At 47.1% G+C, this 14232-nt stretch carries 10 protein-coding genes; 1 reads left to right on the top strand and 9 read right to left on the bottom strand.

Annotated elements, in window-relative coordinates; translation table 11 throughout:
- Positions 1-222 precede the first annotated feature (222 nt).
- From treP to BLS14_RS33000, 7 genes are all read right to left on the bottom strand, one after another.
- Positions 223-2235 (bottom strand): PTS system trehalose-specific EIIBC component, encoded by a 2013-nt coding sequence (gene treP / locus BLS14_RS02990; protein WP_090805761.1) that lies wholly within the window; start codon positions 2233-2235, stop codon positions 223-225.
- 29 nt (positions 2236-2264) lie between these two features.
- Complete coding sequence (gene treC, locus BLS14_RS02985) at positions 2265-3986, bottom strand: alpha,alpha-phosphotrehalase (RefSeq protein ID WP_090949440.1); 1722 nt, start codon at positions 3984-3986, stop codon at positions 2265-2267.
- A 312-nt stretch (positions 3987-4298) separates the two neighbouring features.
- Positions 4299-5651: a C4-dicarboxylate transporter DctA gene (gene dctA / locus BLS14_RS02980; RefSeq protein ID WP_072732559.1), complete on the bottom strand. Its 1353-nt coding sequence runs from the start codon at positions 5649-5651 to the stop codon at positions 4299-4301.
- Positions 5652-5890: 239 nt separating this feature from the next.
- Positions 5891-6583: a metal-dependent hydrolase gene (locus BLS14_RS02975; protein WP_063563389.1), complete on the bottom strand. Its 693-nt coding sequence runs from the start codon at positions 6581-6583 to the stop codon at positions 5891-5893.
- A gap of 89 nt (positions 6584-6672) precedes the next feature.
- Positions 6673-8364: a glycoside hydrolase family 13 protein gene (locus BLS14_RS02970; RefSeq protein ID WP_063563388.1), complete on the bottom strand. Its 1692-nt coding sequence runs from the start codon at positions 8362-8364 to the stop codon at positions 6673-6675.
- 120 nt (positions 8365-8484) lie between these two features.
- Positions 8485-8943 (bottom strand): VanZ family protein, encoded by a 459-nt coding sequence (locus BLS14_RS02965; protein WP_090949437.1) that lies wholly within the window; start codon positions 8941-8943, stop codon positions 8485-8487.
- Between the two features lie 43 nt (positions 8944-8986).
- The gene (locus BLS14_RS33000; protein ID WP_256336131.1) at positions 8987-9121 is read right to left on the bottom strand and encodes a hypothetical protein; all 135 of its coding nucleotides are present in this window, start codon (positions 9119-9121) and stop codon (positions 8987-8989) included.
- A gap of 311 nt (positions 9122-9432) precedes the next feature.
- On the opposite strand from BLS14_RS33000, the gene BLS14_RS02960 reads away from it, so the two are divergent.
- Complete coding sequence (locus BLS14_RS02960) at positions 9433-10242, top strand: CPBP family intramembrane glutamic endopeptidase (RefSeq protein WP_090949435.1); 810 nt, start codon at positions 9433-9435, stop codon at positions 10240-10242.
- A 111-nt stretch (positions 10243-10353) separates the two neighbouring features.
- Here the strand turns inward: BLS14_RS02960 and BLS14_RS02955 are convergent, their stop codons facing one another.
- Positions 10354-12786 carry a glycogen/starch/alpha-glucan phosphorylase gene (locus tag BLS14_RS02955; protein ID WP_090949433.1) on the bottom strand — a complete coding sequence of 811 codons (2433 nt, stop codon included), beginning with the start codon at positions 12784-12786 and terminating at the stop codon, positions 10354-10356.
- A 332-nt stretch (positions 12787-13118) separates the two neighbouring features.
- Positions 13119-14222 carry a glucose-1-phosphate adenylyltransferase subunit GlgD gene (gene glgD / locus BLS14_RS02950; RefSeq protein WP_090949430.1) on the bottom strand — a complete coding sequence of 368 codons (1104 nt, stop codon included), beginning with the start codon at positions 14220-14222 and terminating at the stop codon, positions 13119-13121.
- Between the last annotated feature and the right edge of the window lie 10 nt (positions 14223-14232).

The following is a 14232-nucleotide window of genomic DNA, read 5'->3' as shown; positions in this document are numbered from 1 at the left end:
TTTCAACCTGAACATGCATAGTCCTAATGAACAAGCTTTCCGATCGTTGCAAACATGAGATTTTGCCACATGTATCCTAGATACAGTTTACCACGTAACCAATAAAAAAAACGAAATCCATAAAGAGTAAACCCATACAAATTGGTATGCGTTCAGCTTGATCTCGGTATCAAGATGAAAAAAGAAGCTGCGAATATCGCAGCTCCCCATTTGTTCGTAAACTTAACCTTTCAAATGAACCTTAAGCACACCGTTCTGATTGGATGTAACATCACCTGTAGTGACCTCCACCCGATCAACCATGTCCTGACCATCTGGAATAATGATTGGCGTTATGAGCGGATATCCCGCAGCTTCAATCACTTTACGGTCGAATTCAAGCAACGTTTGCCCGGCTCTTACCTTCTCTCCAGTTTCAACATGCATGTTAAAACCTTCGCCTTTGAGCGATACCGTATTAATCCCGACATGAATCAGAATCTGCAAGCCACTCGCGTGCTCAAGAATGACAGCATGTTTGCTCTTGATGACATGGGCAACCTGAGCATCAAACGGGGCAACAACCTGATTGCCAGAAGGTTCAATGGCAACCCCTTCACCCATTTGCTTCTCTGCAAACGCCGGGTCAGGTACTTGTTCAAGCGGAACAGCTTTACCTGTTAATGGTGCCATGATTTCCAGTGTATTCACAGGCTCATCCGCCACCTGAGCAGCACTGCGTGTGCGTGGCTCTGCAACTGCATTTGTTGTAGTTGTGCTAGAAGCTGATTTCGCTGAAGTTGTTTGACCACCAGCTACAGTAGCTTGATCTGCGTTGCGGTCTTCTTTTCTCAACTTCGCTCTTCCGAAAATAACAGTCAGTACGAACGGAACAACCAGTACAATCGCCATACCGATGAAGAATACTCCCCATTTGTTCGGGAAAATGGACAAGAATCCAGGTACGCCACCTACACCGATAGAGGTTGCCTGAACATTATTCATCGTAAGCAGTACACCGCCGATCGCAGAACCGACCATACCGAAGATAAACGGATAACGATAACGGATATTCACCCCAAAGATCGCCGGCTCGGTTACCCCGAGGAAGGCTGAAACGGATGAAGTTGCCGCAAGTCCTCTCATTTTCTTCTCACGAAGCACGAGCATCATAGCAAGTGCGGCAGAACCTTGCGCGATATTGGACAGTGCCAGCATCGGCCACAGGAACGTTCCGCCTTGGCTACCAATCAGCTGTACGTCTACCGCTAGGAACGTATGGTGCATTCCTGTAATAACGAGCAATGCGTACAGTCCACCGTAGATCAGACCGCCCAGAGCCGCATATGAATCGTAAATATAGATCAAGCCGGATGTAATTCCATTCGCAATGGCAAATGTAACTGGACCAATGATTGTAAATGCTAGGAATCCGGTAATCAATAAAGTGACAGGTGCAACTACAAGCAGTTTGATCGAATCATGCACCCTTTTGTTCAGGAAAATCTCCAGCTTAGCAAGCAGATATGCGGATACCAATACCGGCAGAACCTGCCCCTGATAACCGATCTTCTCAATATGCCAGCCGAACAGATTCCACGTAGGCACGGTGCCTTCGTTGACTGCATTGGCGTAGCCATAAGCACTCAGCAGATCGGGATGAACCAGGATCAGACCAAGTACAATCCCGAGCAACGGACTGCCGCCGAACCTTGTTACAGCGGACCAACCAATTAACGCAGGCAGGAAGGTAAAGGCTGTGCTCGCAATGGTATTAATAATAGATGCAAGATCCTTCCATGCCGGATATACATCCACCAGTGATTTTCCATCAAAGAATATGCCTGGTCCTGTCAGAATGTTATTAATACCGAGCAAGAGACCGGCCGTGATGATGGCTGGCAGGATCGGGATGAAAATGTCCGATAGCGTTTTGATCGCACGCTGAATCGGGTTTTGCTTTTTACCCGCAACAGCCTTCACGTCATCCTTGGAAGCACGTTCGCCCCCGGTAATCTGAATCATTTCATCATACACTTTATCCACAAGCCCAGGTCCGATGACCACCTGGAATTGTCCTTGTGAGGAGAACTGGCCTTTGACCAGATCGTTCTGTTCCAGACTTTCCGTATCTACTTTACTTTCGTCGTATAGGGCGAACCGGAGGCGTGTGACACAATGCGTTGCAGCTTCAATATTATCTTTGCCGCCGACCGCGCGAACGATCTCCTCAACCTGTTTTTTATCAATTGCCATATTGTCACTTCCCATTTATATAATGTGAATTAGTCCTGTTGCGGTACAAGCCACATATAGGATGAATACGGGCTCAGGGAGATTTCTTGCTCAAGTGCAGGCGATACTTCCGTATTGCCAATCAGCAGCTCTGCGGATTTACCCGCAATGTGGTCATTCCAGACGGCTTCAGAGAAAGCAAATTTTACGTCCCGCTTGCTGAAGTTGGATACCACAAGCAGCGTCTCGCTTCCATTGGTCCGCGCATATGCGAATACGTCTGGGTGTGCATCGTCCAAACGTTCATACAGACCGTCGGTCAGCACACCAACCTGTTTGCGCAGAGCAATCAGCTTGCGATAATGATAATAGATCGAATTCGGGTCAGCCATCTGCTGGGCCACATGAATCGACGGATATCGTTCGTCCACTTTGATCCACGGTGTACCCGTTGTAAATCCGGCATTTTCGCTTCCATCCCATTGCATCGGTGTACGGGAATTATCCCGTGAACGCTCTTTCACAATTTGGAATGCTTCCTCGGCGGATTTGCCCCGTTCTTCCTGAAGCAGTCGGTACATATTGGTCGATTCAATATCACGGAACTCGCTAACGTCATTCCAGACTGGATTCGGCATCCCGATCTCTTCACCTTGGTATACGTAAGGTGTTCCCTGCATGCCATGAATGGTCGTAGCGAGCATTTTGGCACTCTCAGCACGATAATTTCCATCATCAGCGAAACGAGACAACGCCCGCGGTTGATCATGGTTGTTCAAGAACAACGCATTCCATCCCCCACCTGCCTGCATACCTGTCTGCCACTCACTAAACAGTTGTTTCATCGCTTCAAAATCGTAAGGCATCAGTTCCCACTTCTGTCCATTCGGATAATCCACTTTCAGATGGTGGAAGTTAAACGTCATGGAGAATTCCCGGGAAGCAGGGTTCGAATATTTGATGCAATGCTCCAGCGTAGTGGAGGACATCTCCCCAACCGTTACCATATTGTGTGGTCCAAACACCTCTTCATACATCTCTGTAATGTACTCATGCACACGTGGTCCGTCGGTGTAGAACTTACGTCCGTCGCCTGGGGAAACGCTACCATCATCGTCGGGGAAACGCTGGTCCTTGGAGATCAGATTGATGACGTCCATACGGAAACCATCTACACCCTTCTCCGCCCAGAACTTGATCATGTCCCGTACTGCCTTACGTACCTGCTCGTTCTCCCAATTCAAATCAGCCTGTGTTTTGTCAAACAACGTTAGGAAATATTGTCCTGTCTGCTCATCATACTGCCATGCAGGTCCGCCGAACTTGGATTGCCAGTTATTCGGCACACCACCATCCGGAGCAGGGTCTTTCCAAATATAATAATCGCGATATGGGTTATCCTTGGAAGAACGTGATTGCTGGAACCACTCATGATCCGTAGAAGAGTGATTCACCACGATATCAATCATCAGCTTCATGTCACGTGCCTTCAGACCTTTAAGCAGTTCGTCAAAATCTTCCATCGTACCAAAATCAGGATTAATCCGATAATAGTCCGCTACGTCATAACCGTTATCATGCTGTGGAGAGACATATACGGGCTGCAGCCACACGATATCAATACCGAGATGTTGCAAGTAATCCAGCTTTTCGGTCAATCCCCGAATGTCTCCGGTACCCGATCCAGTTGTATCGTTGAAACTCTTGGGATATACCTGATACACCGTGGAAGTCTTCCACCACGATGATGAAGTTGTGTTGGTTGAACTCATGTTAACGCCTCCAATAAATTGTATTGCTTATGTGGTTCTCTTGGCCTAACTCCATTTATATATTACATAACTAAACATGTATATACAAGTTGAAACTTCAATATGCTATCTTTTTCCTCTTCTACACATTCCCCATTAATGATTCCTCTGTAACAATTATTTTGAAGCTTGCGTTCGAGAACTCCATGATATCTGTATCTTAAACGAAAAAACCGTCTGTTATCCCATGATTTCATGCGGGTAAACAGACGGTTCATATTCAAAGATATGATGAGTTAAAAATTCATACGGATCTCGTTTAATTCCTGTTTCTTACAGTATGTCCGTTGAAACCATTCCTTTTCCCTGTTCCCTTTTGTTCAACTTCACCGAGGACAAGGATGCTTGTTCTTCTCTCTCCAGCTCTTCTGCACTAATCTCCCCGGAAAGCACCGCCCGCATACGTTTTTGGTCCAACAGCCCTTCCCATTTCGCCACGACAAATGCCGCAACACAGTTGCCCATCAAATTCGTGAATACTCTCATGGTATCCATGAAGCGGTCTGCACCTAGCAGTAAGGCAACAGCCGCTACTGGGAATGCATTCAGGGCTGCAGCTGTAGCAGACAGAGCAAGGAATGCGGAGCCAGGTACACCCGCCATACCTTTGGAGCTAAGCATTAACACCAGTAAAATCGTAATCTCTTGTCCCAGTGTCAGATCAATGCCAACCGCCTGAGCCAGAAAAACCGTCGCTAGCGATAGGTAGATCGAGGCTCCGTCCAGATTGAACGAGTACCCTGTCGGGACAACGAGACCGACGACAGCACGGTCACATCCTGCCTTGGTCAACTTGTCCATCATGCGGGGCATAACGACTTCCGAGGAACCTGTACCAATCGCAAGCATCACTTCGGAACGTGTATATTTTACAAATTGCAGAAAGTTCAGCCCTGTGATCCACCAGGCAGCCAGTGCAAGCATCACCAGAAACAGTAACGCTGCTCCGTAACAGGCAATAATCAGCAAACCGAAGGAGGAGAGTGTGGATGCCCCATACGCTCCAACCGTGTACGCCATGGCGCCGAATGCTCCGATTGGTGCCAGTTTCATAATGTACCCAATAATGCGGAACAAGATTCCCAATACATTTTCAATCAACGTCAGCACATTCTCCTTCGCCTTACTTTCCGTTGCTGCCAAGGCTACCCCAAACAAACAGGCAACGAGCAGCACTTGCAACAATGCATTTTGTGCAAAAGCATCTACAACACTTGTTGGAATAATATTCATAATAAAGTCGACCACATGCGGCAGTTCAGAGCCATTGGTTTTGGCTTCGATGCCACTTGCATCAAGGGTCGAGGGGTCCACATTCATGCTTGCACCCGGACGAAGCAGATTGGCTGTGCCAAGTCCAAGGACGAGGGCAACCGTCGTTGCGATTTCAAACCACAGAATGGCTTTGAATCCAATGCGTCCAACCGATTTCAGATCACCGATTTTGGCAATGCCTGTCACGATAACCATAAAGATTAATGGAGCAATGATCATTTTGATCAACTTGATAAAACCTGTTCCGAGCGGCTGCAGCAGACTACCCAGATCAGGCCACAGAATGCCTACACCAATCCCGATGATAACCGCTACAATAATTTGAAAAAACAATGATTTCACGAATGACATGAACGCTCCCCCTGTTTTTAGGTCAATTCGGATTTCCATTTGGTTTCCGTGTAATTTTTTATAACATTTGAGCATGAACTTCAACAATGGAATTTCACGGTTTTTGTCATTCAGACCAACTATGGAGTACTAAATTGAACTTGAAACCGAAAAAGACGAATATCACGTCAGTTATCTTGACGTGATATTCGTCTTTAGCTTTGTATACCTTTTATGACTGAACAGTGATTAATAGAGCATTACAGGGTAAGGGATTGCCCCGGTGCCAGCACACGGCCTTCCAGACCTTTGGAAGCAAGCTGCTCCACAAACTTCTCGGCATCCTGACGAATCACCGGGAACGTATCATAATGCACTGGAATTGTCAGCTTGGCATTGAACCATTCAGCGGCCTGCAGAGCATCTTCCGGTCCCATGGTGAAATGTCCACCAATAGGCAATAGTGCTACGTCGATATCATGGCGGTCACCAATCATTTTCATATCACCGAACAGACTAGTATCTCCGGCATGCAAAATGGTTTTGCCACCAATGTTAATAATATATCCTGCAGGCAATCCTGCGTACATAATCCGTTGTTCCTCTTCCAGTACGATACCGGACGTATGGAAAGCCTGAATCATTTTGGCTTGCGCAAAGCCAAGATCCACCGTTCCACCCATGTTCATGCCAAGGGTGTCCAGGCCTTTCCATGACATATATGTAGCCAGTTCCACAATCGCAACCACCTTAGCATTGTTAGCCTTGGCGATGGGTTCAGCATCCAAAATGTGATCCATATGTGCATGTGTCAGTAAAACGGCATCGGTCTTGATGTCTTCCGGTTTGGTGACAGCAAGTTCATTGCCACGCAGGAAAGGATCAATGATCAACGACTTCTCTTCTGTGCCCAGTTGTACACTGGAGTGTCCGTGGTAAGTAATATTCAACAACTTGGTATCCTCCTGACATATGCGTTCGTTTGGTTTGATTTTCAACCCATATTATAATTCAAAACTCTTCGCCAAAGCAAAATGATGTCTCATCTCTGCATTCGATAAACCCGTGCTTCATATGGCTGAAGAAGTATCGCACCCTTATCGGTGGAATATCGTCTGCTGACATTGCTAATGACCGTCTTGGCATTTTCATCGTTCCAACCCTCAGGCCATTGCATCTCAGGCTCATGTTCACGGAAATTCAGAATAACAAGCATCTGCTCATCATCCAGCGTCCGGGTATAGGCATAAATATCGGGATCATTGGGCAAAAGCAGCTCGTATTCCCCATAGATAAGTACTTTATGTTGTTTGCGAAGAGCGATTAGTTTACGGTAATAATGCAAAATGGACTGGGGATCACGTTCGGCATCCTCCACATTAATCTCAGGATAATTCGCATTCACCTGAATCCATGGCTCACCATCGGTAAATCCGGCATGTTTCGTATCATCCCACTGCATCGGTGTACGGGCATTATCACGACTCTTGCGCCAGATCGCTTGCATGACTTCATGTTTCGCTCGCCCTTGTCCAATATGCTGCCGATAATAATTCATCGTTTCAATATCCCGATAATCCTCAATATTAGGGAAAGCAACATTGGTCATGCCGATTTCTTCCCCTTGATAAATGTAAGGCGTACCCTCAAGGGTGAGCATCCAAGTAGCCAGCATCTGGGCAGAGCGCACCCTGTACTTTCCATCATCACCGAAACGGGATACCGGACGCGGCTGGTCATGATTGCCCATATAATTGGCATTCCAGCCTCTGTCATGCAGCACGGTTTGCCAGCGGCTCATAATTTCTTTCAGCTCGGGCAGCTTCCACTCTCGATAGTTCCATTTGCCGATTCCAGATGATTGAGCGTCCACAAACATATGCTCAAACTGGAACACCATATTGAGCTCATTCCGATCTGTCCCAACATAGGCCAGCGCCTGTTCCGGTCCAAGCCCGGAAGTCTCTCCAACAGTCATTGGACCATACGGCTTCAGGATCATGTCATTAAGTTTATTCAGAATCGAATGCACCTGCTCGAGGTTGGAAAAAAGCTGGTACGCAGGAACGACCGGCAGATTATCCGGATTATGTGCGCTGGGTAACCCCTCCGCCTTGCCGATATGCGCCACCGCATCGAAACGGAAACCATCCACACCCTTTTGCAACCACCAATGCACCATCTCATACATCTCTTCTGCCATCTGTGGATTGTTCCAATTCAGGTCAGGCTGGTGTTCTGTATAGAGATGCAAATAATATTCATTCGTCTCCGGATCAAGCTTCCACACAGAACCCCCAAAGTAGGACTCCCAGTTGTTTGGAACCTGACCATTTTTGCCTGAACGCCAAATATAATAGTCCCGTTTCGGGTTCACTTTCGATGAACGTGACTCGGCAAACCACGCATGTTCATCCGACGTATGATTCAGCACCAGATCCATCATGATCTTGAGACCGCGTTTGTGCGCCTCAGCCAGCAAACGGTCAAAATCCTCCATCGTGCCATACTTACGTAAAATGGAGTAATAATCACGGATATCGTATCCGTTATCATGACCAGGTGAATCGTAGATTGGACAAATCCAAATTACATCCACGCCCAGATCAGTCAAATAATCGAGCTTGTCATATATCCCCTGCAAGTCACCCTGACCGTCCCCATCCGAATCTTTGAAGCTGTTGGGATAGATCTGGTACACCACACTCTCTTTCCACCAAACGATATAGACCACCTCGCTTTCATCACTCTTTACTATATAACCCGTTAGTATGTTTTATCCGAAATGTCCCTCTTATAAACAGAAAAGATCCATGAACACAAAAAGACCCAATCATTAACTGCTATTCGCAGTTCATTTTCGAGTCCTTCTCTGTGAGAAGATGAATAAGGCAAACCCTATGTATCCAATCCAGGCACCCACTGTATTCAAAATAATGTCATCGACATCAAACGAACCAACACGGGTAATCAATTGCATAATCTCAACAGCTAACAAAAGTAAGACGACAATACCTGTAAATGGTAAAAACTTTCGGCACCTGCGGAATAACCAGGGAATCCATATCCCAAGCGGGATGAACAAAACAATGTTCCCGAACAGATTCTTCACCCAGGCTTCCGTATGGTATCTGTTCTTCTGAAAAAGAAGAGGCTTGATTGTCTCTAATGGTACCAGATTATATTGATAATTCACGCCAGGCGTTCTCCCGCTGACAAAGAGCAAGTTACCCATAATCAACACATATAACAATGCCATACATGCGACGATTGTGAGCATCCACCTGGAGTGGAGCCACGAACGTTCGTTCATTGTCTGAATTCCTCCGACCTTTTTTCCCGCGGAGCGGTAAGGTCTATTTTAAAGGGATATAGATCTTCATGTCCAGCTGCTCAGGCGTGGAGTTCCATACATCCACCGTGAACCCGGCATATAAACCGCCAGGAATTTCAATGGGAAAATAGCTAGGCTTCAGTACATTTTTTGTCATTTTCCATGCTGTTCGTCAAGAGAGGAAATATAATATGTTTTTTACTAGAGCAAGCTCTTCAACTGTCTGCCTCATCCTTTATACCACATCGTTACCTAAACAGAACCTAAACTACAGCAGTGAAAATTTAGCTGGTTTTTATCCATTTCGTTAGCTTCTATTTAACTTGGGCAACTAGAATTGTAAATGAGGCAGCTGTCGGCACTGTTTCCAAAGACTTAGCGGGACTATATCTTGACTCAATCGAAGTTAAAATCTTAAAAAAACAAGAGCAAATGAAAAAATATTAATGTATAGTGGGAGTGTTTATCATGTCAATTAATAGGGACAAGCTGCAAGAAACTTTGGACCCTGCCCTTCGGGTTCGTCCCCGCGTTGGATGGGCAGTTCTCACATATTTCCTCTACAGCGCAGTTTTCTACGCGATCTTTTTGCTCAACGGCATCGACTACACGCGAGTGGGTGAGAGTGAGCGGACCCTTCTTCTCTGGTATATAGCACCGCTGTCCGGCGGTGCGGTGCTGACCATCACAATGGTCACGATCTACGGTTGGTGGCGTCCTAGCCTGGTTGAAAGGCGGCGTCTTTCTCGATGGACAATGACTCTGCCGATCATCATGATGGTCATCGCGATCGTGAACATGCTGACCGGCGATTTCAGCCGTGTCACCCCCCTCATGTGGCTGTATCTCATTTTCGGCAGTATCATGGTTGGCTTCAATGAGGAGATGATCAACCGAGGTCAGTTAGTCGTTGCTCTGCGCAGCCGATTCGGCGAAACCGGGGTCTGGCTGCTCTCAACAGCGTTGTTCGCAGTCTTCCACCTGCCAAACATGTTCTGGGGCATCGGAGCGGGTGCCTTGTTCCAGGTAGTCATCGCTTTCGGCCTTGGTTCGATCTTCTATCTTGCTCGGCGGTCTACCGGATCACTCGTGGCCTCCATATTCCTGCACGGGTTCTGGGACTTGAGCGTCTTCTCAGCGAATGGCGCATCGGCGTTACCCATCGCTGGTTTACTAGCTCCGTTGTTGGTGATCGCTGCAGTGATCATGGTTCCGATCATCCTTCGTCGTGAAAAGCGGCGCGATAACGCACAAAGTGTGTCACGACCAGTCGGCTGATTCATACAAAAATCCCCTTGTGCAATAAGGAGTGATCTCTGATCAAGGTATATGAACCCAACAGATATCCACCTAGTGTACAAGGGGCTTTCATTTTTAATCAATACTTATTTACCCTTTCCAGTGTCCGGACACCGGATGAATGCCCCAGATATCAGTCGCATATTCACTAATGGTCCGATCACTGGAGAAAATGCCGGATTGAGCCGTATTCAGGACCGACTTGCGTGTCCAACCCGTTACATCGCGGTAGGCCGAATCAATGGCAGCATGCGCATCGGCATAGGCAGCAAAGTCACGTAACACAAAGTACTCGTCACCATGGGCCAGCAAGGAGTCATAGATATCCCAGAATTCACCATCACGCTCACAGAACACTCCCGGGTGTACCAGCTGCTCCACGACCTCACGAATTCGCTCATCCTGCTGTACAATCTCATTCGGCCGATAACTGCCGGATCGGTAATATTCAAGCACCTCGTCTGCACTCAAACCAAAGATAAACATATTGTCTTGACCAACCTGCTCTGCCATCTCGACATTCGCGCCGTCCATGGTACCAATAGTTAACGCACCGTTCATCATAAACTTCATGTTCCCCGTACCGGAGGCTTCCTTACCTGCGGTTGAAATCTGTTCGCTGACGTCCGCGGCAGGAATGATTTTCTCGGCAAGAGAAACCGAGTAGTTTTCCAGGAAAAATACCTGCAGGCGATCTTTCACGGCCGCATCGCGATTAACCGTATCTGCCACCGTGTTAATCAATTTGATAATTTTTTTGGCAAAATAATAACTCGGCGCTGCCTTTGCTCCAAAAATGAACGTACGTGGCACGATATCAAACGAAGCATCGCTCTTGAGACGGTTATACAAATGCATAACATGCAGAATGTTCAGCAGCTGCCGTTTGTACCCATGCAGCCTTTTCACCTGTACGTCAAAGATAGAATCCGGATTGACCGCCTTTCCGGTATGATCCAGGATGTACGTGGCCAATCGCTCCTTATTGTTACGTTTAATGGAATGGAACTGCTGCTGGAATGAAGCATCCTCTGCAACGCCTACCAGCTCATTCAGTCTGCCCGGCTCCCTAATCCACTCACTTCCAATCGTATCTGTGATCAGATTCGACAGCTTCGGATTGGCATGCATCAGCCAGCGGCGATGGGTAATGCCATTGGTTTTGTTATTGAAGCGCTCGGGATATAGTGCATAGAACGGAGCCATCTCCCGTTCCTTCAATATTTCGGTATGCAATGCCGCGACACCGTTGACGCTATGACTGCCCACAATCGCCAGATGAGCCATCCGCACCTGATCATTCGCAACAATCGCCAAATGCTGGATACGATCCTGGTCTCCGGGATAACGTTCGAGCAGCATGCCACAGAAGCGTTTGTTTATCTCTTCAATAATCATGTAAATGCGCGGCAGCAGCTTGCTGATCATGGCTACAGGCCACTTTTCAAGCGCCTCACTTAGCGTTGTATGGTTGGTATATGATACGGTGCGGGTCGTAATATCCCATGCTTCATCCCATCCGTAGCCTTTGACATCGATCAGAATGCGCATCAGTTCGGGAATCACGAGTGTTGGATGCGTATCGTTGATATGGAACGCCACTTTATCCGGCAATCGATCATACGAAAGCTCCAGCTTATTAAATGTACGCAAAGCACTCTGTACGCCTGCCGAGCACATGAAATATTGCTGTTTCAGACGGAGCAGCTTGCCCTCGTATTGGGAATCATCCGGGTACAAGAACTCCGAGATCGATTCTACCGAACGGCTATAATCCAGATATCCGTAATAGTTCGAAGGGGTATCGAGCGAAGTCTCCCGCTTGGGCTCCGCACTCCACAATCGCAAGGTGTTTACATGGGGCTGGCCATAACCAATCACAGGCACATCATATGGTACAGCTACAACTGATTCGGCATCCTTCGTGACAAATTGATAATGCCCATCCTGTTCATAAGCCTCCACACGGCCCCAGAACTGCACTTCCACCTTTTTGTCCGGGCGGCGCACTTCCCATTCATTGCCCTTCTCAAGCCAATTATCGGGTAATTCCACCTGATTGCCGTTAATAATTTTTTGCTCAAACAAGCCATATTTATATCGGATTCCGCATCCATGTCCTGCATAGCCAAGGGAAGCCAGTGAATCCAGAAAACAGGCCGCGAGTCTTCCCAGACCTCCGTTGCCGAGCCCTGCGTCCGCTTCCTGTTCTTCCACTTCTTCCAAAGAGAAACCCAATTCAGCCAGACTGTCACGAACGAGTTCCAATTCATTTACATTTAACAGGTTGTTGCCGAGCAGACGTCCAATCAGGAATTCCAGCGAGAAGTAATAGACCTGTTTATCCTGGCGCTGCTTAAACCCCTGATTCGACGCCGCCCAATCTTGACCCGCATATTCGCGGATCATGCTTCCAAGTACGTGATAGACATCCTCCTGCGTTGCTTCTGCTAATGGTTTGCCCAATTTGCTGACCAGATTGCGTCTAAAAATACTCTTGAACGTTTCCTTGTTGTCAAACAAAAGAAGGTTCCTCCCGGTGAAATCCTGTAGGGTGGTGGCGGTTCATACACTCAAGTGCTCAATGTTCTGCAAAGTGGCCGTTACGGGTACGAATCGTTCTTTCGATCGCTGTTATCCCTGTATTTTCTTTATTCTATTATTCAGATGTGAAAATACAGTGATAAAGGCGAACGCTACGCTTCTTCAGAATCGATTTCGTTCCCTCCACTACGTTTGCACGTTGGCAAGCACAATCGAAGTTGCATTTCAACTTTCGCTCATGAACCTTAAATCCATCCTACAGGATTTTTATTTTATATATATTTATAGATGATATCGGTTAAGTGTTGGTATTAGATAATAGTACTCTTCGCCAGAATATACGGGTTCGACGGATCGCCGATCAGCGTCTGGCCGCCGCTTAGCTTCACATCTTTGTCGAGAATGACGTTCTCCAGAACGGCACCTTCTCCGATGTAGCATTTTTGCATAATAATGGAGCCTTTAATTTTGGCACCTTTCGCCACATGTACCCCACGGAACAGGATGCTGTCCTCCACTTCCCCACCCACAATACAGCCGTTCGCGAGCAAGGAATGTTTAACCTCAGCAGAGTCCAGGTATTTGGCAGGTGCCTCATATTTAATCTTGGTTTGAACAGGCTGTTCCTTGAACAGCTGCTCATACAATCCGCTATTCAACAATTCCAGACTGTTGCGGTAATAGCTATCAATCGAATTGATCACGGCGTGATAGCCATCATAGGCATATGCAGCAATGTTCAAGCCATCCGGATTTTTCTGAATCACATCACGGAAGAAATGGCTTTCGCCATGAGCGATGCAGCGCTGCACCTGGCGCAGGAACAGTTCTTTTTCCATAATGAAAATTTCTGTATATATATTCGGGTGATCGGCGCTTTGGTGAATGTCCACCACATTACCGTTCCCGTCATCTTCAACTTTGACACAGGCGTCATGTTCAGGCAGCAGTTTATCCACTTTTTTGCAGACCAGCGTTACATCCGCGCCCTTGCTCATATGGTACCTGTACACATCCTGCAGATCTGCTTTGGTTACGTGCCGACTACCTGCATGGACAACATATTGCCCTGAACCCCGGCGGAAAAAATCGAGATTATTGTGAAAATGCTGCAAATCCCCTTGTGACGTATCGGTCGGATCGTTCCAGTCCGGTGGCAAAATAAACATGCCGCCATGCTTGCGATCCAAATCCCACGGCTTACCGTCTCCCAGATGATCCATGAGTGAACGGTACTTGCGACGCACAAATACACCGATACTCTCAATGCCAGCATTCATCATATTGGATAATACAAAATCAATCAGACGGTAACGCCCGGCATAAGGCACCGCGGCTCCGCAGCGAAAGTACGTCAATTCCTTCAATTCCTCAAGCTCATGGTCAAGGTTAATAACTCCGATCAATGGTTTCATCGCATGCACC

This window comes from Paenibacillus sp. OK060 (assembly GCF_900101205.1).
In the GTDB taxonomy this organism is placed as follows: Bacteria; Bacillota; Bacilli; order Paenibacillales; family Paenibacillaceae; genus Paenibacillus; species Paenibacillus marchantiae.
The sequence above is the reverse complement of the archived record's forward strand: the minus strand, read 5'-3'. Positions and strand labels throughout refer to the sequence as shown.

Coding starts and splice junctions, on each gene's coding strand:
- treP (WP_090805761.1), bottom strand. CDS start 2,235: ATGGCAATTGATAAAAAACAGGTTGAGGAGATCGTTCGCGCGGTCGGC.
- BLS14_RS02965 (WP_090949437.1), bottom strand. CDS start 8,943: ATGAACGAACGTTCGTGGCTCCACTCCAGGTGGATGCTCACAATCGTC.
- BLS14_RS33000 (WP_256336131.1), bottom strand. CDS start 9,121: ATGACAAAAAATGTACTGAAGCCTAGCTATTTTCCCATTGAAATTCCT.
- glgD (WP_090949430.1), bottom strand. CDS start 14,222: ATGAAACCATTGATCGGAGTTATTAACCTTGACCATGAGCTTGAGGAA.
- treC (WP_090949440.1), bottom strand. CDS start 3,986: ATGAGTTCAACCAACACAACTTCATCATCGTGGTGGAAGACTTCCACG.
- dctA (WP_072732559.1), bottom strand. CDS start 5,651: ATGTCATTCGTGAAATCATTGTTTTTTCAAATTATTGTAGCGGTTATC.
- BLS14_RS02960 (WP_090949435.1), top strand. CDS start 9,433: ATGTCAATTAATAGGGACAAGCTGCAAGAAACTTTGGACCCTGCCCTT.